The 24,742-nt window shown below is 71.3% G+C and carries 19 protein-coding genes; 9 read left to right on the top strand and 10 right to left on the bottom strand.

The window, feature by feature from the left end; genetic code table 11:
* The first annotated feature begins 98 nt into the window (after window positions 1-98).
* Window positions 99-803, top strand: a complete 705-nt coding sequence (locus tag J5V96_RS03415) for a GntR family transcriptional regulator (RefSeq protein ID WP_208500218.1) — start codon at window positions 99-101, stop codon at window positions 801-803.
* Window positions 804-839: 36 nt separating this feature from the next.
* On the opposite strand, the gene J5V96_RS03410 is transcribed toward J5V96_RS03415, so the two are convergent.
* Window positions 840-1,925: an enoyl-CoA hydratase/isomerase family protein gene (locus J5V96_RS03410; protein ID WP_208500217.1), complete on the bottom strand. Its 1,086-nt coding sequence runs from the start codon at window positions 1,923-1,925 to the stop codon at window positions 840-842.
* Between the two features lie 131 nt (window positions 1,926-2,056).
* On the opposite strand from J5V96_RS03410, the gene J5V96_RS03405 reads away from it, so the two are divergent.
* Window positions 2,057-4,057, top strand: coding sequence for an ATP-binding cassette domain-containing protein (locus tag J5V96_RS03405; protein ID WP_208500216.1), 2,001 nt, complete (start codon window positions 2,057-2,059; stop codon window positions 4,055-4,057).
* Between the two features lie 71 nt (window positions 4,058-4,128).
* On the opposite strand, the gene J5V96_RS17340 is transcribed toward J5V96_RS03405, so the two are convergent.
* Window positions 4,129-5,919 carry a helix-turn-helix transcriptional regulator gene (locus J5V96_RS17340; RefSeq protein WP_208500215.1) on the bottom strand — a complete coding sequence of 597 codons (1,791 nt, stop codon included), beginning with the start codon at window positions 5,917-5,919 and terminating at the stop codon, window positions 4,129-4,131.
* Window positions 5,920-6,252: 333 nt separating this feature from the next.
* On the opposite strand from J5V96_RS17340, the gene J5V96_RS03395 reads away from it, so the two are divergent.
* The gene (locus J5V96_RS03395) at window positions 6,253-7,158 is read left to right on the top strand and encodes a class I SAM-dependent methyltransferase (RefSeq protein ID WP_208500214.1); all 906 of its coding nucleotides are present in this window, start codon (window positions 6,253-6,255) and stop codon (window positions 7,156-7,158) included.
* Between the two features lie 306 nt (window positions 7,159-7,464).
* On the opposite strand, the gene J5V96_RS03390 is transcribed toward J5V96_RS03395, so the two are convergent.
* On the bottom strand, window positions 7,465-7,836 hold the full coding sequence (locus J5V96_RS03390; protein WP_208500213.1) for a hypothetical protein: 372 nt from the start codon (window positions 7,834-7,836) through the stop codon (window positions 7,465-7,467).
* 125 nt (window positions 7,837-7,961) lie between these two features.
* Here J5V96_RS03390 and cofG point away from each other — a divergent pair, with 125 nt between their 5' ends.
* The 4 genes from cofG to cofC are packed head-to-tail and all read left to right on the top strand — an operon-like array spanning window position 7,962 to window position 13,595.
* Window positions 7,962-10,328, top strand: a complete 2,367-nt coding sequence (gene cofG, locus J5V96_RS03385; protein WP_307793407.1) for a 7,8-didemethyl-8-hydroxy-5-deazariboflavin synthase CofG — start codon at window positions 7,962-7,964, stop codon at window positions 10,326-10,328.
* Window positions 10,325-11,932, top strand: coding sequence for a flavin-containing monooxygenase (locus J5V96_RS03380; RefSeq protein ID WP_208500212.1), 1,608 nt, complete (start codon window positions 10,325-10,327; stop codon window positions 11,930-11,932). Before cofG ends, J5V96_RS03380 begins: the two co-directional genes overlap by 4 nt.
* A gap of 47 nt (window positions 11,933-11,979) precedes the next feature.
* Window positions 11,980-12,990 carry a glucose-6-phosphate dehydrogenase (coenzyme-F420) gene (gene fgd, locus J5V96_RS03375; protein WP_208500211.1) on the top strand — a complete coding sequence of 337 codons (1,011 nt, stop codon included), beginning with the start codon at window positions 11,980-11,982 and terminating at the stop codon, window positions 12,988-12,990.
* Window positions 12,987-13,595 carry a 2-phospho-L-lactate guanylyltransferase gene (cofC, locus tag J5V96_RS03370; protein ID WP_208500210.1) on the top strand — a complete coding sequence of 203 codons (609 nt, stop codon included), beginning with the start codon at window positions 12,987-12,989 and terminating at the stop codon, window positions 13,593-13,595. The genes fgd and cofC overlap by 4 nt, the downstream gene beginning before the upstream one ends.
* Before the next feature lie 31 nt (window positions 13,596-13,626).
* On the opposite strand, the gene J5V96_RS03365 is transcribed toward cofC, so the two are convergent.
* The 5 genes from J5V96_RS03365 to J5V96_RS03345 all read right to left on the bottom strand — a co-directional run bounded on the left by J5V96_RS03365 (window position 13,627) and on the right by J5V96_RS03345 (window position 20,764).
* On the bottom strand, window positions 13,627-14,406 hold the full coding sequence (locus J5V96_RS03365; protein ID WP_208500209.1) for a glycoside hydrolase family 16 protein: 780 nt from the start codon (window positions 14,404-14,406) through the stop codon (window positions 13,627-13,629).
* Window positions 14,407-14,572: 166 nt separating this feature from the next.
* Window positions 14,573-17,581, bottom strand: coding sequence for an alpha-mannosidase (locus J5V96_RS03360; protein ID WP_208500208.1), 3,009 nt, complete (start codon window positions 17,579-17,581; stop codon window positions 14,573-14,575).
* A 33-nt stretch (window positions 17,582-17,614) separates the two neighbouring features.
* A complete protein-coding gene (locus tag J5V96_RS03355; protein WP_208500207.1) occupies window positions 17,615-18,457 on the bottom strand; it encodes a carbohydrate ABC transporter permease in 843 nt (280 codons plus the stop codon).
* The gene (locus tag J5V96_RS03350) at window positions 18,457-19,410 is read right to left on the bottom strand and encodes a carbohydrate ABC transporter permease (RefSeq protein ID WP_208500206.1); all 954 of its coding nucleotides are present in this window, start codon (window positions 19,408-19,410) and stop codon (window positions 18,457-18,459) included. The genes J5V96_RS03355 and J5V96_RS03350 overlap by 1 nt, the downstream gene beginning before the upstream one ends.
* On the bottom strand, window positions 19,403-20,764 hold the full coding sequence (locus J5V96_RS03345) for an extracellular solute-binding protein (protein ID WP_208500205.1): 1,362 nt from the start codon (window positions 20,762-20,764) through the stop codon (window positions 19,403-19,405). Before J5V96_RS03345 ends, J5V96_RS03350 begins: the two co-directional genes overlap by 8 nt.
* A 148-nt stretch (window positions 20,765-20,912) precedes the next feature.
* On the opposite strand from J5V96_RS03345, the gene J5V96_RS03340 reads away from it, so the two are divergent.
* A complete protein-coding gene (locus J5V96_RS03340; protein WP_208500204.1) occupies window positions 20,913-22,136 on the top strand; it encodes an ROK family transcriptional regulator in 1,224 nt (407 codons plus the stop codon).
* A 58-nt stretch (window positions 22,137-22,194) separates the two neighbouring features.
* Here the strand turns inward: J5V96_RS03340 and J5V96_RS03335 are convergent, their stop codons facing one another.
* Both J5V96_RS03335 and pyrE read right to left on the bottom strand, forming a co-directional pair.
* Window positions 22,195-23,097, bottom strand: coding sequence for an ROK family protein (locus tag J5V96_RS03335; RefSeq protein ID WP_208500203.1), 903 nt, complete (start codon window positions 23,095-23,097; stop codon window positions 22,195-22,197).
* A 2-nt stretch (window positions 23,098-23,099) separates the two neighbouring features.
* Window positions 23,100-23,675 carry an orotate phosphoribosyltransferase gene (pyrE, locus tag J5V96_RS03330; RefSeq protein WP_208500202.1) on the bottom strand — a complete coding sequence of 192 codons (576 nt, stop codon included), beginning with the start codon at window positions 23,673-23,675 and terminating at the stop codon, window positions 23,100-23,102.
* Window positions 23,676-23,878: 203 nt separating this feature from the next.
* Between pyrE and J5V96_RS03325 the strand changes: the two genes are divergently transcribed.
* The gene (locus J5V96_RS03325) at window positions 23,879-24,727 is read left to right on the top strand and encodes an exodeoxyribonuclease III (protein ID WP_208500201.1); all 849 of its coding nucleotides are present in this window, start codon (window positions 23,879-23,881) and stop codon (window positions 24,725-24,727) included.
* Window positions 24,728-24,742 lie beyond the last annotated feature (15 nt).

The following is a 24,742-nucleotide window of genomic DNA, read 5'->3' as shown; positions in this document are numbered from 1 at the left end:
GACGTTTCGCATATTGTCTACAACATACGAAAGACAGAAGGCAAGCATCTTCCGCTAACTTCTTCCCAACACGTGATGTCGGGGATCGGAGACTGACCATGACCGGCGACGCAGACGAGCGCGCACAGGATCACCGCATCAAGGCCCCCAGCCTGGTGACGATCGCGGCGGACACGATCCGCAAGCGGATCCTGGCCGGAGAGCTGAGACCGGGCACACGCCTGGGTGAGGAGCAGCTGGCCGACGAGCTCGATATCAGCCGTCCCCCGCTGCGCGAGGCGCTGCGCCTGCTCGAGAACGAGGGACTGATCGACCGCGCGCCGCGCCGCGGCGCCTATGTGCGCACGCTCACCGACCGCGACGTCGAGGAGATCCTCCCGATCCGCTCGGCGCTGGAGCGCGTGGCGTTCGAGACGGGCATCCCGCTGCGCGATCCCTCACGCCTCGATGCCGCCCGCGAGGCGCTCGCCGAGATGGAGCGCTGCGCGCGCGAGAAGGACCGCGGTGCGCTCGTGCAGGCCGGCTACGCCTTCCATTCGGCGCTGATCCGGATCGCCGGCAACGCGCGTCTCGAAGCGATCTACGCCTCGGTGCAGCAGCAGATCATCCTGTGCATGTCGCTCAACCTCATCGCCCGCGAGCGCTTCCACGAGTCGCTCGAAACGCACGTGGCCCGCCACGCGCGTCTGCTCGATGTCGTCGCCTCCGGCGACCGCGCCGCGGCCCTGGCCGAGCTCGCCGCGCACGGCGAGCGCTCGTTCGTGCAGTCCCACGACGAGGACCGGCGCTCGGCGGCGTCGTGACGGGGCTGCCGCCCGCGCCGCGTCGAACGCGCCGGATCAGAACAGGCCGCGGTCGACCTCGAAGGTGAAGGCGTCGCCGACGAGCTCGGGGTCGACGTCGGCGAGAGCGGGCGGGCTCCACCGGGGCGAGCGGTCCTTGTCGACCAGCTGGGCGCGGATGCCCTCGACCATGTCGGACTGCGTGCGCATGAACCAGGTGACGAGGCCGTACTCCTGACTCAGCGCCTCGCGCAGGTTGCGCAGCCAGCGGGCCGACTGCACCGCCGCGAGCGTGATGGTCAGCGCCGTGGGCGAGCGCTCCTCCAACGCGGCGAGCGCAGCTGCCGGGGTCACGTCGCCCTCGAAGTGGTCGCCGGAGTCGATCAGCGCGCGCAGGCGATCCTGGATCTCCGCGACCGTGTCGGCCGCGAATGCCTCGTCGATCCAGGGCTGGGCGCGCTCGATCGGGCCGGCATCGAGGGTCTCGTCGAACAGCAGGATCAGCTCGGCCGGCGTGCCCGGATCGGCGCGTGTGGTGAGCGCCTCGCGCACGGAGGGGAGGCGATCCGACGGCACGAAGTGGTCGGCGAAGCCCGTGTAGATCGCGTCGGCCGGCCCCATCACGGCGCTCGTGAGCGCGAGGTACTCGCCGAGGCGGCCGGGCGCGCGCCCGAGCAGCCAGGAGCCGCCGGCGTCGGGGGTGAAGCCGATCCGCGTCTCGGGCATCGCGAGCTGCGAGCGCTCGGTCACCACCCGCACCGCGGCGTGTCCTGCGATGCCGATCCCGCCGCCCATCGTGACGCCGTCGGCCAGCACGACGATGGGCTTCGGGTACTCCCCGACGCAGGCGTTGAGCGTGTACTCGCCGCGGAAGAACTCGTCGGGGGTGTCGAAGTCGCCCTCGCGGATCGCGGCGTGCAGGTGGCGCACGTCGCCGCCCGCGCAGAATCCGCGCTCCCCTGCCCCGACGAACAGCACGACCGAGACGTCCGGATCCGTCAGCCAGGCGTCCAGCACACCGCGGATCGAGCGGATCATCCCCACGTCGAGGGCGTTGATCGCCTCGGGGCGGTTGAGCGTGATGGTGCCGAGGCCACCCTCCTTGCGGGCGACGACGCGGGGGGCGGATTCGGACGGAGTCACGGTTCGAGGCTACCCGGGGCGACTCGTGTCGCCGTCATCGGGCGCGGAGCGGATCGGCCCGCGCGTTCCCGGCAGAACCGGCCGGATCGGGCAGGATAAGGGGAACAGCTCAGCCTCGGAAGGGGGAACTGATGGCCGAGGGCAAGGTCCTGGAGTTCCGCGGAGTCACCAAGGTGTTCGGTGACGTCGCCGCGGTGTCCGACTTCACCGCACGCATCGAGCCCGGCGTCGTCACCGGTTTCGTCGGTCCGAACGGCGCAGGCAAGTCGACGACGCTGCGCATCCTGCTCGGAGACATCGCTCCCACCAAGGGCACCGCCCTGATCGACGGCGTCGTCTACAAGAAGCTGCAGAACCCGCGCCGCACGGTCGGCGCGCTGCTCGAGAACCAGTCGTACAAGCCGCGGCACACGGCCGTTCGTCACCTGACCCTCGCGGCGCGCGCCATCGGCGTGCCCGTGTCGCGCGTCGACGAGATGCTCGAGGTCGTCGGACTCGGGGGCGTGGGCGGCATGCGCATCGGCGGCTACTCGCTCGGCATGCGCCAGCGTCTGGGCGTCGCCGAGGCCCTGTTGGGCGATCCGGATGTGCTCGTCTTCGACGAGCCGGCCAACGGGCTCGATCCCGAGGGCATCCGATGGATGCGCCTGCTGATGCGTCGCCTCGCCGACGAGGGGCGCACCGTGCTGATGTCGTCGCACGTGCTGAGCGAGGTGCAGCAGGTGGCCGACAACATCCTGATCATCTCGAACGGCCGGCTGCTGTTCTCGGGCGGCATCGAGCAGCTCGCCGACGCCGAGCACGTCGTCGCGGTCGACTCCCCGCAGCGTGGCGCCCTGCGCGACCTGCTGCGCGACAACGGCTACGAGTTCGAGCTGCTGCGCTCGGGCGTCAACGTGCTGGGGGCGAGGCCGTCGGAGATCGGCCAGCTCGCCGCGCAGGCCGGGGTGCCGTTGTCGTCGCTCGCGTTCAGGCAGCCGAGCCTCGAGGACGTCTTCCTCAAGATCGTGAACGGCACCTGGGCCGGCCCCGCATCCGCCGCGGCGGGCGACGAGGCCACCGAGCCCGAGGCCGGATCGATCCCCACCCCCGTCTCGAACCCCGCCGCCGTCACGCCGCCCATGCCGGCCGCCGTGGTGGCCCCGGTCGCGGCACCCGCGGCCGCGGTCGCGGTCGACCCCTTCGTGCCGGGGGCGGCCGACCCCGTGACCCCGGCCGCCGGGCCCGGGTCGGCGCACGACCCGCTCGCGTGGCTCGACCGTCCGGCGTCGGAGATCGAGAAGGACGTGGAGGCTCGCGAGGCCGAGCTGATCGCCGCGTCGCCCGAGGGCGAGCAGCCGACGCCCGGTTGGGTTCCGGCCCCCGAGGTCGTCCCCTCCCCCGCCGAGGAGGACGCCGACGACCCCGACGCCCTCGAGACCGCGGACGCCACCATCGAGCTCCCCGAGTCGGAGGCGGGTGGCGCGGAGTATGCGGACGGCGGCCAGACCGTCGCGATCGTCGGCGCGGGGGCGCCGGAGCACGACGGCGCGGGTGCCCCCGAGGTCGACACGGCGAGTGGCCCGGAGGTCGGCGGCCTCAGCCCTGTTGAGCTCGAGCGCCAGGTCGAGGCCGATGAGGCCGAGCTGATCGCGGCGTCGCCGGAGGGCGAGCAGCCCTCGCCCGGCTGGGTGCCCGAGCCGGAGCCCGTGCCCTCCCCCGCCGAGGAGGATGCCGACGATCCGGACACGCTCGAGACGCCCGACGAGGTGGTCGACCTCGACGATGACGGCGAGAGCGGCCGAACGGAGTCGCCCGATCCGCTCCCGGAGGACGCCGGCGGCGACGCGGATGTGAGCGAGACGCCGGATCGGATCGTCGAGATCGATGACGAGGACCGCCCCACCGAGGCGGCGTTCACGGATCCGATCGAGGGCGAGATCTCCGAGGACGAGCGCGCGGCCGATGAGGTCGAAGAGGTGGATCCGATCGACAACGCCGCGCACGACGACGCCGACCAGCCCGACGAGCTCGAGACGCCCGACGAGGAGATCGTCGTGGCTCCCGAGGCGGCCGAGGACGTCGAGCCGGCGCAGCACCGCACGCCGACGTGGCCCGGCCTCTCGGAGTGGAAGCACTCGCGCGAGGGCTGACTCCCCCGCGTCCGGCGTCCCGTTCGGCTCGTTTCCCGCACGTACAGGCGAAGCGAGCGGACTGATCCGGATCAGTGCGGCACGTTCACGAGCCCGAGCGACAGCGCGCGCTGCAGTGCCTGATCCCGCGTGGTGGCACTGAGCTTCATGTAGAGCGAGCGCAGGTGGCTCTTGACGGTGTTCAGCGAGAGATGCAGATCGCGCGCGATCTGCGGACGGCTCGCACCGGTGGCGAGCGCGGCGAGCACACGCTGCTCCCCCTCGGTGAGCACGACGTCAGCCTGCCCGGAGAGAGCGCGGGTGCGATAGCGGTCGAACTCCGCGAGCGCGCCGGCGGGGGCGAGCTCGCGCAGCAGCTCGCGCTCCGAGGCCGTGAGCATCGCGAACGGAGACCACAGACCGTGGTGATTCGCCAGGGCCGCGACCTCCGCGGCGGCCGCGGCGCGATCCTGCTCTTCCGCGGAGAGGAACCGGATCAGCAGCACGAAGATGCGCGCGAGCGGCACCGCGGTGGTGATGCCGGCGACGACCTCGGACGCCGCGGTGCGTCGCACCCGCACGAGCGCGAGGGCCGAGATCGCCTTCGCCGCGTCGGACATCGCGGTGTACGGCGGGCGCGGCGGAGCGATGTGGGGTGCGAGTCCGCTCACGATCGCGTGGGCGAGATCGATGCTCGCCACCGTGCCGGGCAGATGAGGCCCCGGATGCTGCTCCCCCTCGCGCAGGAACCGCGCCATGAGCTCGTCGTCCTCCGCGAGACCCGCCGCCACCACGCGCATCACGTGCATCGCGCCCCAGAAATCGGTGGAGGCGTAGTCGGCCTCGACCAGGCGCAGCTCCTCCAGTGCACCCATCGGGTCGGCGCGAGAGGTGAGCAGGGCGGCCTTCGCGATGTGCATGGGCTTGGCGAGGTGCGCGCCGTCCCAGCCGTCCGGCCACGCCGAAGGATCGATGCGGGCCAGGCGCTGCTCGACCGCGTTCATGCGCCCCTCGATGGCATCCAGCAGCGCCAGCAGCGCGTGCGCCCGGTTGGCCCGGTGGGGCAGGCGCGCGGCGCCGGCATGCACGCTGAGCGCTTCGAAGGCGCGACGGGCGCCGAGGCTGTCGCCGGAGAGGTAGAGGCTCGTGCCGGCCTGGTCGAGACCCATCGCGACGGGCTCGCTCTCCTCGCCCGTGGTCTGCCGGGAGAGCGCCCGCGGCTCGAGCACCTCCAGCGCCTTGCGCGTGTGCTCGAGCATGCGATTCACGTCGCCCGCGCGCCGCAGGGCCACGCTCATCAGGGCGTGGGCCACGGCACGCGCCACCGGATCCGTCAGCTCGTCGATCCCCGCGCGGGAGCGCGCGGCGATCTGGAAGTACACGTCCGCGCGGGCGCGGGTCTGCTCACGGGACAGCATCGAGGCGGCCACCCGCAGTGCGAGCAGGGGGTGATCCTGCAGCCGCTCCGGCTCCAGACGCGCGAGCAGGCCGCCGATGGATCCGGTGAACGGATGCTCCCGCAGGGCGATGCGGTTGGCCGTGGTCAGGTCGCCGGCGAGCAGCGCGCGCTCGAGGTCGGTCTCGACCGGTGTGGGCTGGTCGAAGCGCACGGCGATCCCCCGCACATCGCGCACGTCACGCAGGATCGTGGCACGCGCCGCGGCGGACAGCCCACCCGTCACGGCGAGGCCGAGCGAGCCGTCGACGTGGGCGAGCGCGCGTCGGGCGACCATGCCCGCATCCACCGTCGCGGCCGCGAACGCGATCGACGCCTCGTACATGGCCTCATCCGGCAGCATGCCCGCGCGATGGACGGCCACGATGATCTCGCACCAGGCGCTCGCGCGATTGCGCACCTCGGGACCGAGGTGCACGGCGACCACCGCAGCCGAGTGTGATGTGTGGCTGCGGTCGTGCTGATCGTCAGCGGAAGGGCGGTTCGAACTGGGCATGGCGTTCCACGGATGATCCCACGCGCAGACGCGCCCCTGTCAGAACGGTCGAGGCGCGCACCTTCTTTTCACCCCCGCTTTCACCCGTTTGTCACACGGGGCCCGGAATGCGGTGATTCCTGGACGCGATGCAGGATCGGCGGCGGGCATCTGGAGTCTGCAGGGGGAGCACTGCACGGTTCGCGGGAGCGCCGCGGTGGCAGGATCCCGGTGCGCGGGCGGCGATGAGGGAAACGCCGGGCCGTTGCCCCCTGCTGCGCGCGATTGCTAGGTTCGGCGCTCGTGACCTATCAAGATCCACTGGCGTATCTGATCGGGCTTGAGGGAATGGCACTGCTCGATTCCTGGGCCGGGCGCCACGACCGGGCCTTCGTCGAGGCGCGGCTTGCCGAGGTGCGACGGCTGCTCGATGACAAGCAGTTGCAGGGCGTCGGCGTCGATGTCGAAACGGTGAGCGCCGACGTGTCGTACCGGCAACAGGCTTCCGGTTACGACGCGGGAGGCGGTGGCGGGCTGTTCGCGCTCGACGAGCCGATCATCACGCAGTGGGTCGAGGGCCGGAAAGCCGGAGATGCGCTGGACGCCGCATGCGGAACCGGGCGGTTCGCGGGACTCCTTGCGGCGCGAGGGCACGCTGTGGTGGGTGTCGACGGCTCACCCGACATGCTCGAGCGGGCGCGGCTGCGCGTACCCGACGCCGATTTCCGGCTCGGCTCGCTCGACGCGCTGCCGGTGGCTGACGCATCCGCAGACGTCGTCACGTGCGGTCTCGCGCTCGTGCACGTCGCCGAGCTCGCGCCGGTGTTCGCCGAGTTCGCCCGCGTGATGCGCCCCGGGGGCGACCTGCTGATCTCCGACATCCACCCTGAGCTGACGCGGCTCGGGTCAGGCATCAAGGGGCTCGGCCCGAACGGCGAACGACACCTCGCGCCGACCTTCCCTCACCCGCTCGGCAGCTATCTGCGGGCGGCGCTCGACGCGGGCTTCGAGGTGCGCGGGTGCGAGGAGCCGGGCGCGACGTGGGGTGGGCCGGTACCCGACGCCACCTCGGCACCCGGCGACTGGGTCGACTGGCCGTGGTCGCTCATGGCCTATTCACCCGAGGTGTCGCGCGCCGTCTCGGACCGGCCGAGCCTCGTGCTGTGGCACTTCCGCAAGCCCGCCGCCTGAGCGCTGCGCCCGCGAAGCGTTCCGCCGACCGAGGTCCCCTCGGGCCGGGACAACGGGACCTCGCCCGTCACCCCGACCTCCGCAGGGACCGGGACGAATCTCCCCAGATTTGGTCCGGCCCCCGAGTGCGGCTGAGGCCAGGGGATTGCGGCCTCACGGGGGTCATCCTGCCCGTCGCCGGTGCCGCTCTCCCCCGACAGCGCCTGGATTCACCCCTCATTTCACCCTGGGGCACAAAAGGGCACCATTCCGGTCGCCGGAGCTTCCCAGTGCGTAGGAGGGCGAGAGGATCTCGCCCCGCCCGCGTCAGGCCTCGCTGTCGCTGGTCTGGTCGAGACGCAGCGCCTTCGCGAGCGCGAGGCCGTGACGGGTCGAGAGGATGAGCCGGCTGAAGCGCTCGTCGCCTTCGAGGTCGATGACCACGCCGGGACGGCCGTGGCGCACGGCCACGAAGTCGTCGCCCTGCGCCGAGCGCCACGTGCCCAGCGACACCACGCGGGGGATGTGGAGCCCCGGGGAGCGCACACCGCGCAGCCACGTGGCCGGGTCGTCGGTCAGCTGCACACGCGCGATCGACGACCGCTCGATGCGGAGCCCGTGGCGCTGCGCGGCGAGCAGCCGCTCGGTGCGGGAGAGCACGATCTCGAGCTGACGTTGGTCGAGCAGGAGGGTCACCATCCATCCATCCTGCCGTGGCATCCGCTGCCGCCACCTCACAGTCCGATGACGATCGGGCACATCCGGATCGCGTCGCCGCATCCCGATCCGCCCCCGGCCCGGCGCTGCGGTGCGAGGATGAACCAGTGACCCTGCTCGATCCCGGCACCTCCACACTCGCCTCCGCACTGACGCGGGCCGAGGCGGGCGGCCGCGCCGATGTCGCCGACGCCGAGGCGCTGCTCGCGGCCACGGGCGCCGATCTCGAGCGGCTGATGGATGCGGCGGCGCGCGTGCGGGACGCAGGACTAAAAGAGCTCGGCCGCCCGGGCGTGATCACCTATTCGCGCAAGGTCTTCATCCCGCTCACGACGCTGTGTCGGGATCGCTGCCACTACTGCATCTTCGTCGACACCCCCGGCCAGCTGCTCACGCAGCACAAGCCCACCTACATGTCCCGCGAGCAGGTGCTCGCCGTGGCACGCCAGGGGCAGGCCCTCGGATGCAAGGAGGCCCTGCTCACACTGGGCGACCGCCCGGAGGACCGGTGGCCCGAGGCGCGCGCCTGGCTCGACGAGCACGGCTATATGTCGACTCTGGAATACGTGGCCGATATGGCGCGCGCGATCACTGCCGAGACGGGCCTGCTCCCCCATCTCAACCCCGGCATCATGACGCCCGACGAGCTCGCGATGCTGCGTCCGGTGGCGCCGTCCATGGGTGTGATGCTCGAGACGACCTCGCGTCGGCTCTACGAGGCGCCGGGTCAGGTGCACTACGGATCGCCGGACAAGGATCCGGAGGTTCGCCTGCAGCTGCTGGAGGATGCCGGATCGGCGAAGGTGCCGTTCACGACCGGTGTGCTGATCGGGATCGGGGAGACGCTGCGCGACCGCGCCGAATCGCTCGTCGCGCTGCGCGAGGCCCACGAACGGCACGGACACATCCAAGAGGTGATCGTGCAGAACTTCCGCGCGAAGGACCGCACCGCGGCCTCCTCGCGCGACGACGCCGGCTTCACCGAGTACCTCGCCGCGGTGGCCGTCGCCCGGCTGGTGCTCGGCCCGGCGATGCGCGTGCAGGTGCCGCCGAACCTCTCCGACCCCGCCGAGCTCGGACTGCTGCTGCGTGCCGGTGCGGACGACTGGGGCGGCGTCTCTCCCCTCACCGCCGACCACGTCAACCCCGAGCGCCCCTGGCCGCACGTCGACGACCTCGCGCGCTATACGGCCGAAGCGGGGTTCGCGCTCGCCGAGCGGCTCACCGCGCATCCCCCGTACCTGACTGACGAGTGGCTCGATCCGGCGATCCGCGACGCCACGCTCGCGCTGGCCGATCCCGAGACCGGGCTCGCCCGGACGCGCGATTCCTCCCCCGCGGCCCCGCGCTCGTCGACCGACCGGGCGGCGAGCGCGCCGCAGCGCCTCACGCCCGGCGCGGGCTTCGCCGCGCTCCTCGACCGTGCCGCCTCCTCCCCCGCGTCGCTTGACGACCGCGAGTGGGAGACGCTGCTGCGCGCATCCGGCGCGGACGCCGACGCCCTCGCTGCGACCGCCGACGACGTGCGGCGCTACACGGTCGGCGAGGCGCTGACCATCGTCGCGAACCGCAACGTGGCCTCGACGCTCTTCCGCCGCACACGCACGGGCGAGCCGGACACGTTCGATCTCGAAGGGCTCGATGCCCTCACGCGCGACGCCGCCGAGCTCGGCCTCACGGAGATCTGCGTGCAGGGTCTGGTGGCGCCCGACCAGGACGCCGAGTCGTACCTCGACATCGCCCGCACGATCAAGCATGCCGCCCCGGGAATGCACCTGCACGCGTTCCGCCCGCAGGATGTCGCCGACCTCGCCGACCGCTCGACGCGGGGCCTTCACGGCGCGCTCGAGGCGATGCGCGAGGCAGGGGTGGACACCGTCCCGGGCACCGGCGTGAAGATCCTGAGCGAGCGCGTGCGCGGGCTCATCGCCCCCGGCGACCTCGAGATCGACCGATGGCGAGAGAACCTCACCGCCGCGCACCGGGCGGGATTCCGCTCGACATCGGTGCTCTTCTACGGCCACGTCGAAACCGCGGCCGAGCGCATCGCGCACCTGCGCGAGCTGATCCGGATCCAGGCCGAGACCCGCGGGTTCACCGAGTTCGTGCCCATCCCGCTCCCCCGCCCGCTGGGCGGCGGAGTGCCGCTCGTCGCCGACCGCCCCGAGCTCGACGAGCACCGCGCGATGGTCGCGGTGTCGCGGCTCATGCTCTCGGGCGTGATCCCGCACATCCAGATCCCCTGGACCCGCCACGGCGTGCCCACCTCGATCGAGCTGCTGCGGTCAGGCGGCGACGACCTCGGGGGCACGCTGCTCGACGGACGGGTGCTGCCCGGAGCGGGTGTGGAGCGCGGACTCGAGCTGCCCCTCCCCGAGGCGCGCGACATGGCCCGCAAGCTGTTCCGCCCCTTCCGCCAGCGCTCGACCACGTATGCCGACGTCTTCCGCGCGACAGGGAAGGCGCGCGCGTGAACGAGAGGGTGGGCACCGTCATCGTCGGCGCCGGTTTCGCGGGCATCGCGGCGGCGCTCGCGCTGAAGGCCGCAGGGGACGACGACTTCGTGATCCTCGAGCGCGCGGAGGCTGTCGGCGGCACCTGGCGCGACAACACCTACCCCGGCGTCGCCTGCGACGTGCCGGCGCACCTCTACGGGCTGTCGTCACACCCGTGGCCCGGCTGGTCGCGCACGTTCGCCCCCGGTGCCGAGATCCGCGCGTACCTCGAGCACGTGGTGGCGCAGGAGGGGCTCGAGCGGCACCTGCGCCTGTCCACCGCGATGGCTTCGGCATCGGTGGCACGCTCGTCGGGGCGCTCGGATCACCCGCACGACGTCGAGTGGGAGGTTCGGGCCGTCTCGACTCGCTTCGCTCGCTCGACGAACGAAGGGGGTAGTGGCGGCCCAGGGTCGACGCATGAGGGGGGTGGTGGCCCGACCCACGAGGGGAGCGGCGGCCCGACGAACGAGGGGACTGCCGGGTCGACGAACGAGGGCGGATTCCTCGCGCGCAACCTCATCCTGGCCGCGGGGCGGCTGACCGAGCCGCTGATACCGGCGATCCCCGGCCTGGACGAGTTCCCCGGCCCCGTTTTCCACTCGGCGCGGTGGGATGCGTCGATCCGGGTGCAGAACGCGCGCATCGCGGTGGTGGGAACGGGCGCGAGCGCCATCCAGCTGGCGCCCGAGCTCGCCCGCCAGGGCGCGCACGTCACGCTGTTCCAGCGCACGCCGGCCTGGATCGTGCCCCGGCGCGACCGCGCCTACGCGCGCGCCGAGCGCGAGGCGTGGCAGCGGGATCCCGGATCGCTCGCGCGGCTGCGCGAGGAGCTGTACGTCGAGGGCGAGGCGCGTTTCGCGTCGCGCTCCGGAGATCCTGTCGCCGCATCGGAGGCGCGCGAGTCGGCCCTCACGCACCTCGCTCGGCAGGTGCGTGACCCTGAGCTGCGCGATGCGCTCACCCCCGACTACGCGTTCGGGTGCAAGCGCGTGCTGCTGAGCGACGACTTCTACCCCGCCATCGCCTCGGGGCTCGTCGACCTCGTGCCCTCGGCCCTCGCCGGCGCCTCCGACAACCAGCTCGTCGCCGCGGACGGATCGCGCCACGAGGTCGATGTGGTGGTGCTCGCGACGGGGTTCGAGGCCGCGCGCCAGCCATACGCGCGCCTCGTGACGGGGGAGCACGGCCGCACGCTCGACGAGCACTGGTCGGAGGGGATGACCTCGGTCGGCTCGACTCTCGTCTCCGGCTTCCCGAATCTGTATGTGCTCAATGGCCCCAATGCCTCACTCGGCCACAACTCGGCGGTGCTCATCATGGAGGAGCAGGCCGCCTTCGCCGCCTCGCTCATCTCGCAGGGCACCCCTATCCGGGTCGATCCGGAGGCCGAGGCCGCGTACACCGCCGAGATCGCCGAGCGCGCGGCCGGCACCCCGTGGGTCGAGGGCGGCTGCCGCAACTGGTACACCGACCCGCGCTCGGGGCGGCTCACGCTGCTGTGGCCCGGCACCGTCTCCGACTTCCGCGGCCGGCTCACGGCCGTGCGCGACTCGATGCTGGCCCCCGCTCTCACCACCTGACCGCGTCCGAAAACCACGCCGAAAACCACGCCCGACTAAGGAGCCCCATGACCATTCCGATGCGCTTCGGCTACAAGGCCTCGTCCGAGCAGTTCGGGCCCCGCGAGCTGCTCGACTACGCGGTGCTGGCGGAGGAGATGGGATTCGACAGCGTATTCCTGTCGGATCATATGCAGCCCTGGATGCACGACGGCGGCCATGCCCCGGCGGCGCTGCCGTGGCTCGGAGCCGTCGGCGAGCGCACCCAGCGGGTGCTGCTGGGCACCTCGGTGCTCACACCCACGTTCCGCTACCACCCGGGTGTCGTGGCCCAGGCGTTCGGCACGCTCGGCGCGATGCACCCGGGACGCTTCATTCTCGGCGTCGGCACGGGGGAGGCCCTGAACGAGGTCACCCTCGGTCTCGACTGGCCCGAGTCGCCCGAGCGCTTCCAGCGCATGAAGGAGGCGATCCTGCTCATCCGCGAGCTGTGGGCGGGCGAGCGCGTGACCTTCGACGGCACCTACTACTCCACGAACAACGCGACGATCTACGACCGCCCCGAGACGCCGATCCCGATCTACATCGGCGCATCCGGCCCCGCGGCGACCCGTCTCGCGGGTCGTATGGCCGACGGATGGATCACCACGAGCGGCAAGGCGTCGACGCTGTACACCGACGAGCTGCTCCCCGCGTTCGACGACGGCATCGCCAAGGGCGGCCGTTCGCGCGACGACGTCGACACCCTCATCGAGGTGAAGGTCTCGTTCCGCCCCGACCTCGCGCAGGCGAAGGAGAACACGCGCTTCTGGGCGCCGCTGGCCCTGAAGCCCGAGGAGAAGACGGGCATCCACGACCCGATCGAGATGCAGCGCCGCGCGGAGGAGCTGCCGATCGAGCGCGCCGCGTCGCGGTTCATCGTGTCGGACGACGTCGAGCAGCACATCGAGGCGATCGCGCGCTACGTGGAGCTCGGCTTCCGCCACCTGGTGTTCCACGACCCCGGGCACGACCAGGAGGCGTTCCTGCGTCTGTATGGCGAGCAGGTGCTGCCGAAGCTGCGCGAGCGCTTCGCGTGACGCCCGGCTGGGTGCTCGTGATCCCCGTCAAGGGGCCGGGGGGCAAGTCCCGGTTGGAGCATCCGGATCGCGCGGAGCTCGCCTCCGCGATCGCCCTCGACACCCTCGAGGTGGCATGCCGCGCGCGGAATGTGTCCGACGTTGTGCTCGTGTGCTCGGATGAGGAGTTCGTCGCGAACGCGCTGCGGCTCGATCCGGGGCACGCGGACCTGTGGGTGGTTCCCGACCCGGGCGCGGGCCTGAACGCCGCGATCGCGGCAGGGCTCGACGCCGTGGAGGTCGACCAACCCCGCGCGGTGATGCTCGGCGACCTGCCCGCGCTGGATCCGGCCGATCTCGACGGCGCGCTCGCGCGGGCCGAGGCGCACGCGCGCGCCTTCACGCCGGATGCCGAGGGCACGGGCACGACCCTCGTGACCGCGAGGCCCGGGGAGCACCTGGCGCCCGCGTTCGGCGCCGACTCGGCCGCGCGGCACGCGGCATCCGGCTTCGTCCGCCTCGAGGTGCGAGCCGACTCGACCCTGCGCCGCGACGTCGACACGGCCGAGCAGCTGCGCGCGGCGGCGTCTCTGGGCCTCGGCCCGCGGACGTCCGCGCTCCTCTGAGTCGCGCCGCGCCTCGCGGCCCGCGCCGGCCTCAGCTCACCGGCGGCACGCCGGGGCGCGTGGCGCCGTGGGTGTACACCGTGAAGTCCTGCACGATCATGTCGGCCGGGCTGGGGGTGGTCGCATCGGGAAGCCCCGGCCACGCGCCACCGACGGCGACGTTGAAGATCGCGAACATGTCGGCGGTCGGGATGTTCTTGCCCGCGTAGCGGCCGACCTGCACGCCGTCGATGTAGAAGTTGACGAAGTCGCGCTCCCACCAGACCGCGTAGTCGTGCACCTCGTCGGCCCAGGATCCATCCATCCGGGTCACGATCGACGCGAGACCGGTCTTCTTCGCACCGTGCACCGACTGCACCGCCTCGTGCCACCAGGGGCTCGCCGCCTCGACGATGTCGATCTCACTGGTGTCGCGCCCACCTGCCGTGTTCCACATCCAGAAGGCGGGCCAGAAGCCCTGACCCTCGGGCAGCTTGACCGACGCCGTGACGTACGAACCGGGACGGATGACCACGTTGCGCAGCTCGACGGCGCCCGACATCCACTGGTCGCCCACCTTCTCGACGCGCAGACGCATACCGCCGCCGTCCAGCGGCGCCACCTGCGACGGGGCGTAGCGCTGGATCTCGCCGTTCTTCCACGCCGGCTCGTCGAGGATGCGGGTCGACGCGAGATCCGCGGCCGAGAAGGTGGTGTCGTACTGCACGGTCCAGCCGGGAGCGGGGGTCTCGGCGGCGTGGGCGGCGGTCGGCGCGAACGCCACGAGACCGCCGATCAGGGTGAGCGCCAGAGCGCTGCGGAAGAGCTTCATTGGGGGGCTCCAGGGGGAGGGAGGGTCGGGCGGCTCTGCCCGTTGCGCTCATCCTGGCAGGGCCAGGGCGCCGCCCGACAGCGGTTCTCCCACCCGGGCGCGTCACGCCGCCGGGCGCGGCATCGCCCGACGCGTCACGCCCCCGACGCGTCACGCCCCCGCCGCGTCACCCCCGCACGCGCAGCGTGCGCACCTCGAACGGCGTCAGCGACAGCGAGACCTCGCGACCGTCCACCAGGTCGAGTTCGCCGAGGCCGCCGTCCTCGATGAGCGAGGCCGTCTCGACCGTTGACACCTGTCGCCCGAAGCGCAGCACGCCCGAGACGCGGCGTCCATACGGCTCGTAGACGCGCACGATCAGGTCGCCCGAGCGGTCGGCGGCGAGCTTCACGGCCGAGATCAGCAGCCCCTCGGTGGCGGTGACCACCGGCTCGACCGGCCCGCCCGCGACCACCCGCATCGGCAGGTTCAGCGCGAGGCCCGCGGCCGTGGCCTGCTCGATGTCCGCCCCGATGACGAGCGCGTACCGATGCGTCTGCTCGCCCTGATCCGTCTCCGGATCGGGAAAGCGCGGCGCGCGCAGCAGCGACAGCCGCACCGTGGTGGTCACGCCCTGCTCGGGCGTGGAGTCGCGCGTGACGTCGTACCCGTAGGTGGAGTCGGTCGTGAGGGCGACGCCGAACCCGGGCTCCTCGACGTGCACGAAGCGGTGCATGGAGGTCTCGAACTTCGCGGCCTCCCAGCTCGTGTTGGTGTGCGTGACGCGCTTCGCGTATCCGAACTGCGTCTCCGCCGCCGTGTGCTCGGCCTGGATGTCGAGCGGGAACGCCACCTTGAGGAACTTCTCGGTCTCGTGCCAGTCGGTGGTCTGGGCGAACTCGAGCGCACGCGATCCGGCCCGCAGGGTGATCCGCTGCTCGACCGCCGACTGCGAGAAGGCGCGGCGGATCACGAGCGTGACGGATCCGGATCCCTCCTCGAGCGTCAGCGAGGCCGCCTCACGCAGGTCGTCCACGCGATTGCGGTAGTAGCGATCGACGTCCCACGCGTCCCACATGTTCGGGAAGTCCTGATGCAGCTGCAGCAGGTTCGCCTCGGCACCCGCGGGGATCGCATCGCGGCCGGTTGCGAGATCCACGGCGGAGGTGATCAGCCCGTCGTGCGTGAACACCACGCGCACCAGGTCGTTCTCGAGCACGAAGCCGCCGTCCTGCTCGGTGACGGCGACGGATCCGGATGCCGCCACCGCTCGCGCGGCACCGAGCGCGGGCACGCCGTCACGGGCGAACGGCGCGGGGTTGAAGACGACGTCCTCCTCGCCCGACCCGGCGAGCGCGGCCTGCGCCCGCTCGATCAGCGCCGTCGCCTCCCGCGCCACGCGCGCGTACTGCTCGACGGCCTCGCGATGCACCCACGCGATGGAGGTGCCCGGCAGGATGTCGTGGAACTGCTGCAGCAGCACCTGCCGCCACAGCGCGTCGAGCTCGTCGTACGGGTAGTCCGCTCCGGCCCAGAACGCGGCGGACGCGGCCCACAGCTCGGCCTCGATGAGCAGGTGCTCGGTCAGGCGGTTGCCCTGCTTGGTCTTGTGCTGGCTCGTGAGGGTGGCCCGGTGCAGCTCGAGGTACAGCTCGCCCACCCACACCGGCGGCTCGGGCAGCTCGGCCCGCGCGCGGTCGAAGAACGCATCCGGATGCTCCCACCGCACTTTCGCGGAGCCCTCGAGGTCGGCAAGACGCCTGGCCCTGCCGGTCATCTCGCGGGTCGTTCCGCCGCCGCCGTCTCCCCAGCCGACGGGCGCGATGGATCCGGATGCGAGCCGCGCCTCGCGGAACTGGCGCGTGGCCCGCGCCACCTCGGCTCCGGACAGCTGCGAGTTGTAGGTGTCCATCGAGGGGAAGTGGCTGAACATGCGCGAGCCGTCGATGCCCTCCCACGCGAACGTGTGGTGCGGGAAGCGGTTGACCTGGTTCCAGGAGATCTTCTGCGTGAAGAACCACTCGAATCCGGCTCGCCGCATCAGCTGCGGCAGGGCGGGGGAGTAGCCGAACGAGTCGGGCAGCCAGACGCCCTTCGAGCGGATGCCGAACTCCTCCTCGAAGAAGCGCTGGCCGTAGAGGAACTGGCGCGCGATGGCCTCGCCCGTCGGCATCACGGTGTCGGATTCGACCCACATGCCGCCGAGCGGCAGGAAGCGGCCCTCGGCGACGGCGGCCTTGACGCGCGCGTACACCTCGGGGCGGTGCTGCTTGATCCACGCGTACTGCTGCGCACTCGACATGCCGTAGAGGAAGTCGTTGGTCTCGCCGATCAGGTCGGTCATCGACGAGGTGGTGCGGGCGACCTTGCGGACCGTCTCGCGCACGGGCCACAGCCACGCCGAGTCGATGTGCGCGTGACCCACGGCCGAGATCTCGTGCGCGCTGGCCTCGGCCGGCGACGCGAGCGCGGGAGCGAGCGCCTCGCGGGCCGCTGCCGCCGTGCCGGTGATGTCCTGCAGGTCGACGAGGTCGAGTGCGTCATCGAGCGCCTGCAGCACGCGCATGCGCCGCGGGGATGACTCGGGCAGCTCGGCCTGCAGCTCGAGCAGCACCTCGAGATCGAGCGCGAGCTCGAACACCTCCGGCTCGAACACCGCGAGGTCGAAGTGCCGCGTGGTGTAGAGCTTCTGCGGCGAGGAGGTGCGGATGTCGCCCTGCTGCGTCGGCAGGAACGGGTGGCGATCGAGCACCACCGGGTTGGAGGCGGCCTCGATGAAGAACTCCACCTCCTCATCGCCGGATGCCTCGTCGGCGATCCGCACCCACTGGTTGCGCGGGTTGAGCGACTTCACCGGCTCGCCGTCGGGCAGGTACACAAGCCCCTCGCACTGGAACCCCGGCATCGCGGCGTCGAAGCCGAGGTCGACCACGGCCTCGACGCGACGCCCGGCCCACTCGGCCGGCACCCGGCCGCGCACCCGGAACCACGTTGTGCCCCACGCGGCGCCCCAGGGCGATCCGGTCTCGAAGGGTTCGTACGAGAGCGCGAGGCCCTCGGCGGGCGCGATGGGCTCACCCGGCAGCTCGTGGAAGGCGACGTCGAGAGCTGCACGCCGGTTGTGGACGGCGGGCAGGATGCGCTCGCCGAGCACCCGCTTGGCGCGGCCGACGGTGAGCGGGATGTCGTCATGCATGGAGGAGGTCCTTTCGAGTGAATCGGTCGGGCGTCAGCCCTTGACCGCCCCGGCGAGCGCGAAGGCGCCACCAGACAGCCGGGAGACGAGCACGTAGAGGGCGAGGATCGGCACGGAGTAGAGGATCGAGAACGCGGCGAGCTGGCCGTATGCGACAGACCCGTACTGGCCGAAGAACGAGAAGATGCTGACCGCGGCGGGCTGCTTGTCGGGCGTGAGCAGCAGCACGAAGGGCACGAAGAAGTTCCCCCAGGCGCCCATGAACACGAAGATGAACACCACGCCGATGCCGGACCGCATCAGCGGCACCACCACGCGGGTGAGCGTCGTGAGCATCGACGCCCCGTCGATCCACGCGGCCTCCTCCAGCGAGATCGGCACCGAGTCCATGAAGTTCTTCATCATCCAGATCGCCATGGGCAGCGAGGTCGCCGCCAGGAACAGCATCGTGCCGGGGATCGAATCCAGCAGGCCGAACGAGACGAACAGCATGTAGACGGGCACCATGATCGCGGTGATGGGCAGGCAGGTGCCGAACAGGATGCCGTAGAGGAAGGGCTTGTTCATGCGCAGGCGGTAACGGGAGAGCGGATACGCGGCGAGCACCGCGACCACCACCGTGATGACGGCGCAGCCACCCGCGAGCACCAGGCTGTTGGCCAGCGGGATGAAGGTGCGCTCGGGGGTGAGCACGGCGCCGAAGTTGGCGATGCTCCACTCGTCGGGAAGCCGCACAGAGAGGGTGGCGCTGCCGTCGAACGACGCGAACACCAGCCAGAGCATCGGCAGCAGGAAGCACACGCCGATGAGCAGGGCCACGAGGTTCGCCGTGATGCGCAGGCCGCGGCCGCGGGGCGAGGTGAGGGCAAGAGACATCAGTCGACCTCCGGGCGCAGTGCGCGGATGTAGATGAGCGAGAAGACGCCGCCGACGACGAGCAGGATCACGGCGATGGCCGTGCCGAACCCGAGCTCGGAGAACTGGAAGGCCTGCTGGTAGGCGAAGATCGGCAGCGTCGCGGAGTCGGTGCCGGGACCGCCCCCGGTCATCACGTAGATGAGCGTGAACACCGACAGCGTCTGCAGCGTCGTCAGCATCAGGTTGGTCGAGATGCTGCGCCGGATCATCGGGATCGTGATGAACGCGAAGCGCTGCCACCCGCGTGCGCCGTCCATCTCGGCCGACTCGTTGATCTCGGGCGGCACCTCGTACAGGGCCGCCGAGTACACGAGCATCGAGAACGCCGTGCCGCGCCAGGTGTTCGCGAGGATGACCGAGAACAGCGGCCAGTCGTAGAGCCAGGACGGGCCGGTGATGCCGACCAGCGACAGCAGGGTGTTGAGCGTGCCCTCCGGGGCGAAGAACGCGTAGCAGGCGAACGACGCGACGATCTCGGGCAGCACCCACGCCGCCACCACGATCGTCGACACGACGCTGCCCGTGATGCCGTGCGCCGACCGCATCGCGAGGGCGAGCACCATGCCCAGCACGTTCTGGCCGATGATCGCCGATCCGATGAGGAACACGAGTGTGATCACGACCGACTTCGGAAAGTCCGGATCGGCGAACAGGTCGGTGAAGTTGCGGAAACCCACGAACTCGGCGCCCCGGGCCGCGGCGCCGCGCAGCGAGGCATTGGTGAAGGCGCCGAAGAAGGCGCTGATCACGGGCCCGATCAGGAAGATGGCCAGCAGCACGACGGCCGGAAGCAGCGGCAGCGCGCGCACGGCGTCTCGCGCGAGCCGGCCGCTCGGCCCGCCGGGGCCGCCGCGCCTGCGGCGCGCGGCGACCCCGACGATCAGCGCCGTCTCGGAGTGACGGTCAGCCATCCTGCGTGTTCTGCTCGCCGACGATCCCGATGACGGCCTCGTCGTAGGCCGCCGCGGCCTCCTCCGGCGACTGCTGGCCCGTCATCACGGCCTCCATGGCCACGGTGATCTCGTTCGAGATCTTCGCGTAGTCGGAGGTCGCGGGGCGGAAGTGCGTCACGTCGACGATCGACGAGAAGAACGCGAACGACGGGTTCGACGCTCCGTACTCGGGGTCGGTGGCCACGTCCTCGCGCACGGCGATCTGGCTCGCCTCGATGTCGTAGTTCTGCGAGTTCTCCTTGTTGAGGGCCAGCGACATGAACTCCCAGGCCGCATCCGGGTTCTTCGATCCCGAGCCCATCGCGAGCGTCCAGCCCCCCGACATGCTGACGGCGCCGGGGTCCTGACCCTTCTGGGTCGGCATGGGCGCCTGCGCCATCACGTCGTTCCACTCGGGCCACGGGTTTGTGCCGGACTCGAGCCAGGTGCCGCTCAGCCACGAGCCGTCAAGGTCGATCGCGAGCTTGCCCTGCGGCAGCCACTCGCCCGAGACGAGGTTGCCGAGGTTCTTGTCGAGCGCCTGCTGCGGGGTCGGGCCGAGACCGCCCTGGTAGAGATCGGCGATGAACTGCAGCGAGTCGACGAATCCGTCGGATCCGACGACCCACTTCTGCGAATCGGTGTCGTAGAGGGTGTCCTCGGTGCCGTAGAGCAGCATCTCGAAGCCCTGCATCGACGCGGCCTCGCCCTGAGCCTTGCCGGAGTACACGTTCATGGGCACGACATCGGGAAGCTCGGCCTTGATGGTGGCCGCGGCATCGAGCACGTCCTCCCACGTCTTGGGCTCCCACGGCACGGGCAGGCCAGCCTGCTCGAACAGGTCGGTGTTGTACCAGAGGGCCCGGGTGTCGGTGCCCATCGGGATGCCGTAGATGCTGCCGTCGTCGCCGCGGCCCGCGTCCTTGGCGTTGTCGTAGAACTGGTCCCATTCGTCCCAGCTCTCGACGTAGTCGTCGAGCGGCGCGAGGTAGCCCGCGTCGACGTCCGACTTGATCATGAAGGTGTCCTCGTACATCACGTCGGGAGCGGTCGCCGGTGACTGGTTCATGAGGGCGAGCTTGGTGAAGTAGTCGTTCTGCTGGGCCTCGATCGGCACGAGCTCGACCGTGACCTCGGAGTTCTGGGCCTCGAACTCCTCCTTCACCTTCGCCATGAGGGTGTCGGCCTGGGTGAAGGTGCCGTACTTCTGGTACGCCACCTTGATGGTCGAGGCGTCGCCCCCGCCGCCGCCCTCCCCGCCGCCACCCGCGGTGCATCCGGTTACCACGAGCGCGCCGGCGAGCAGCCCCGCGCCCAGCAGTCTGCGATCCATGTGTGAAGCTCCTTCGATTCACGCCGGCTCGGCGACGGTGCCCGCCGACTACAGGATTAATAAATCCGCTTGATTTACTAATGTCAAGAGCGAAGGGTCGGGATCTCCGGCGGCAGTATCGTTCGAGACAGACCACGGAGGGGCGTCGATGGCACGAGGAAGAGCCGAGCTCGCGGGAGGCGGAGCCAACCAGGCGCGGGTGTTCGACATCGTGCGACGCGCGCCCGATGGCGTGAGCCGCATCGAGATCGCCGCGCAGACCGACGTCTCGGCGCAGACCGTGTCGACCATCACCCGCCGCCTGATCGACGCCGGGCTGGTGCGGGAGGGCGACCGCGTGGCGGCGGGTCCGGGCAAGCCCCGCACACGGCTGCACCTCGTGCCGGACGCCCGCTATGCCGTGGGCATCCACCTCGACCCCGCCCGCATCACTTACTCGCTGGTGGATCTGCTCGGCCGGGTGATCGCCCGTCACGCCACGGCGACCCCGTCCGGCCAAGCGCCCGACGCCGTCGAGGAGAGCATGATCGCCTCGACCGACGCGCTGCTGGAGAGCTGCGGCGCCGACCGGCAGCGCCTCATCGGGATCGGCGTGGCGGCCCCGGGCCCCGTCGACGTCGACCGCGGGATCGTCAACCGCCCGCCGCTGCTGCCCGGATGGGACAACGTTCCCCTGAGCGACGTACTGGCCGAGCGGTTCGGCCTCCCGGTGCTGCTCGAGAAGGACGTCACCTCGGCGACGGTGGGGGAGCTCTGGGCGGGAACGCAGGATGTCGACGACGACGTCGCGGTGCTCTACCTCGGAGCGGGTGTGGGCCTCGGGGTCGCGCTCGACCGGACGGCGCTGCGGGGAGCGACGTCGAACTTCGGCGACATCGGGCACCTCAAGGTGGCGGCCGACGGGCCGCCGTGCTCGTGCGGCCAGCGGGGCTGCCTGGGCGTGCGCATCTCGCCTGCGCACCTGCTCGGTCTCGCGCCCGGGCAGGATCCCGTCCCCGGCGACCACGCGGGGATCGCGGCGGCCTTCGCCGCGCTGTGCGAGCGCGCCCCCGGCGATCCGGCCATCGGGGCGTTGCTCGACGGCGCGGCCGATGACATCGCCGAGGCCGTGACGTTCGTCATCAACATGTTCGACGTGACGATGGTCGTGATGAGCGGGCCCCTGTGGGCGCCCCTGAACACCCACGCGCTCGCCCGCATCCGGGATCGCGTGCAGCGCTCGGCCGCGCTCGTTGTGCCGCATCCCGTGACCATCGGCGACTCCGTGCTCGGCCCGGACGCCGCCGCGGTCGGGGCGGGCTGCCAGGTGCTCGAGCGCGCGTTCTCGGGCGCCTCGCCGTCACCGTTCGCCACGCGCGCCCTCGCCCCATGAGCCGGGGGAGCGCCCCCCGAGTCGCAGTGCCGACGGTCGCGCCGGCTCGGCGCCGGCGTCAGCGGAGCACGAGGGCGGCGGCACCGACCAGCGGACCCTCGTCGCCCAGGGCGCTGCGCACCACGCGCGTCGCCCGCGCATACGGCAGCACAGCGGCGTCGCGCAAAGCGGCGGAGACGAGCTCGACGTAGTCGTCGGCGACCCGCGAGAAGCCGCCGCTGATCGCAATGACCTCGAGGTCGAGCAACGTCGACGCATTGGCGAGGCCGATGCCCACGTGCTGCGCGGAGCGCTCGATCGCGGCGCGCGCGACGGAGTCGCCTGCTGCGGCGCCGCGCGCGAGGTCCTCGCCGGTCGAACCGCTCCAGCCCTGCTGCTGCGCCCAGCGGACGCTCGAGGGGCCCGAGGCGATCTGCTCGAGCGTGACGTCGCCGATCACGGTCTGGCCGAGGTGACCGGCGTTGCCGGAGGCGCCGCCGATCGGCGTGCCCTCCACGACGATGCCGCCGCCCACGCCCGTCGACACCACGATCGAGAGCGAGGCGCGCGATCCGGCCGCCGCGCCGATCCACGATTCGGCGAGGGCGAGGCATCCGCCGTCGTGGCGCAGACGCACCGGGAAGTCCGACCGCCCGAGCACCGCGGCCGCCGAGCGTTCGGCCGACGCGACGATCTCGAAGCCGCGGGCGGCCGGCATGTTGACCGGATGGATGGATCCGGCAACGAGGTCGATCGGGCCGGCGCTCCCGATGCCGACCCCGGCGAACTCCGCGCCCTCGGGCAGACGCGAAAGCGCGTGCGAGACGGTCTCGGCGATCGCCGTATCGAGGTCCGCGGGGGTGACGGCCGGACCGGTGGGGCGGCGATTGCGGGATGCGGCGAGCACCTCTCCCTCAGAGGAGACAAGCGCAGCGTCGAGCTTGGTTCCGCCCAGATCCAGGGCGAGGGCGAGGCGATCCATGCTTACTGCGGGTCGAGACCCAGGTCGGAGAGCACGATGGCCGAGCGCCACTCGAGGCCCTCGGCCTCGATCGCGGCCTGCGCACCGGTCGACCGGTCGACGATGGTCGCGACGGCGACCACCTCGGCGCCGGCCTTGCGCAGCGCCTCCACGGCCTTGAGCGGAGACTGGCCCGTGGTGGACGTGTCTTCGACCACGACGACGCGCTTGCCCTCGACCTCGGCGCCCTCGATCTGGCGACCGCGGCCGTGGTCCTTCGGCTCCTTGCGCACGACGAATGCGTCGAGCGGGCGATCGGTGCGCACCGACTCGTGCATCATCGCGTTGGCGATGGGGTCGGCGCCGAGGGTGAGGCCGCCGACGGCCGCGACATCCGGGATGTCCTTGATCAGGTCGAGCATGATGCGCCCGATGGCCGGCGCCGCGCGGTGGTCGAGCGTGAGCTTGCGCATGTCGACGTAGTAGGTGGCCTTCTTGCCGCTCGACAGCGTGAAGTCGCCGTGGAAGACGGCCTCCTCGTTGATGAGGGCGATGAGCGCCTGGCGGTCGGCTTCGAGTTCGGGCGTGGATGCGGCCATGCCGCAATTCTAGGAGGGCCCGCTCCCGGCGTTCGTGCGCCTGACGCGTCGTCCCACCGCCTGAAAACACGTCCTCTCAGCAAGGCCACGCGGAATCCGCGCCGATCCGGCGTGTTCTCGCTCAGAACACGTGTTGTCAGCCGCCCCGCCGGGGACAGACGCCGAGCCGCGGCGATGTCCGGGGCCGCGCCTAGGCTTGTGCCATGCGGCTTGCCACCTGGAACGTCAACTCGATCCGCGCCCGTGTGGGGCGCATCGTCGCCTTCGCCGAGCGCGAGCACATCGACGTGCTGGCGATGCAGGAGATCAAGTGCAAGCCCGAGCAGTTCCCGTTCGCGGAGTTCGAGGCGGCGGGCTTCCACGTCGAGGCGCACGGCCTCAATCAGTGGAACGGCGTGGCCATCGCCAGCCGCGAGCCGATCGAGGATGTCGAGCACTCGTTCCCGGGGATGCCCGGCTTCCTGAAGGGCCACGAGGGCCCGGATGCGCCGCTCGAGGCCCGCGCGATCGGCGCCACGATCGGCGGCGTGCGCGTGTGGAGCCTCTATGTGCCCAACGGCCGATCGCTCGGCGATCCGCACTACGCGTACAAGCTGCACTGGCTCAAGGCGCTCGAGCAGCACACCCGCGAGCAGCTGACGCGCGATCCGGATCTTCCGCTTGCGCTGGTCGGCGACTTCAACATCGCCCCCACCGACGCCGACAACGGCGACCCGCAGGTGGTGGAGGGCGTGAGCACGCATGTCTCCCCCCGGGAGCGCCAGGCGTTCGCCGAGCTCGAGAGCGCGGGGCTCGTCGACGTCGTGCGCCCGCTCGTGCCCGAGGGGTTCACGTACTGGGACTACAAGGCCATCAAGTTCGTGCGCAACCAGGGCATGCGCATCGACTTCATCCTCGGATCGCGTGCCCTCGCCGACGCCGTGACCGGCGCGGCCATCCACCGCGACGAGCGCAAGGGCGACGCGCCCAGCGACCATGTGCCCGTGGTCGTCGACCTCGACCTGCCGACCGGCGACGAGGACGACGAGGACGTGCCGATGATCTTCGGCTGATCGCGGCGCCGCACA

The sequence above is a fragment of the Microbacterium stercoris genome (assembly GCF_017592545.1).
GTDB classification, from domain to species: Bacteria; Actinomycetota; Actinomycetes; order Actinomycetales; family Microbacteriaceae; genus Microbacterium; species Microbacterium stercoris.
This window is presented reverse-complemented; position numbering and strand designations above follow the sequence as displayed.

What these genes read in the sequence shown, in the direction of transcription:
- J5V96_RS03415 (WP_208500218.1), top strand. Translation starts at nt 99, where the DNA reads ATGACCGGCGACGCAGACGAGCGCGCACAGGATCACCGCATCAAGGCC.
- J5V96_RS03405 (WP_208500216.1), top strand. Translation starts at nt 2,057, where the DNA reads ATGGCCGAGGGCAAGGTCCTGGAGTTCCGCGGAGTCACCAAGGTGTTC.
- J5V96_RS03390 (WP_208500213.1), bottom strand. Translation starts at nt 7,836, where the DNA reads ATGGTGACCCTCCTGCTCGACCAACGTCAGCTCGAGATCGTGCTCTCC.
- fgd (WP_208500211.1), top strand. Translation starts at nt 11,980, where the DNA reads ATGACCATTCCGATGCGCTTCGGCTACAAGGCCTCGTCCGAGCAGTTC.
- J5V96_RS03365 (WP_208500209.1), bottom strand. Translation starts at nt 14,406, where the DNA reads ATGAAGCTCTTCCGCAGCGCTCTGGCGCTCACCCTGATCGGCGGTCTC.
- J5V96_RS03360 (WP_208500208.1), bottom strand. Translation starts at nt 17,581, where the DNA reads ATGCATGACGACATCCCGCTCACCGTCGGCCGCGCCAAGCGGGTGCTC.
- J5V96_RS03355 (WP_208500207.1), bottom strand. Translation starts at nt 18,457, where the DNA reads ATGTCTCTTGCCCTCACCTCGCCCCGCGGCCGCGGCCTGCGCATCACG.
- J5V96_RS03350 (WP_208500206.1), bottom strand. Translation starts at nt 19,410, where the DNA reads ATGGCTGACCGTCACTCCGAGACGGCGCTGATCGTCGGGGTCGCCGCG.
- J5V96_RS03345 (WP_208500205.1), bottom strand. Translation starts at nt 20,764, where the DNA reads ATGGATCGCAGACTGCTGGGCGCGGGGCTGCTCGCCGGCGCGCTCGTG.
- J5V96_RS03340 (WP_208500204.1), top strand. Translation starts at nt 20,913, where the DNA reads ATGGCACGAGGAAGAGCCGAGCTCGCGGGAGGCGGAGCCAACCAGGCG.
- J5V96_RS03335 (WP_208500203.1), bottom strand. Translation starts at nt 23,097, where the DNA reads ATGGATCGCCTCGCCCTCGCCCTGGATCTGGGCGGAACCAAGCTCGAC.
- pyrE (WP_208500202.1), bottom strand. Translation starts at nt 23,675, where the DNA reads ATGGCCGCATCCACGCCCGAACTCGAAGCCGACCGCCAGGCGCTCATC.
- J5V96_RS03325 (WP_208500201.1), top strand. Translation starts at nt 23,879, where the DNA reads ATGCGGCTTGCCACCTGGAACGTCAACTCGATCCGCGCCCGTGTGGGG.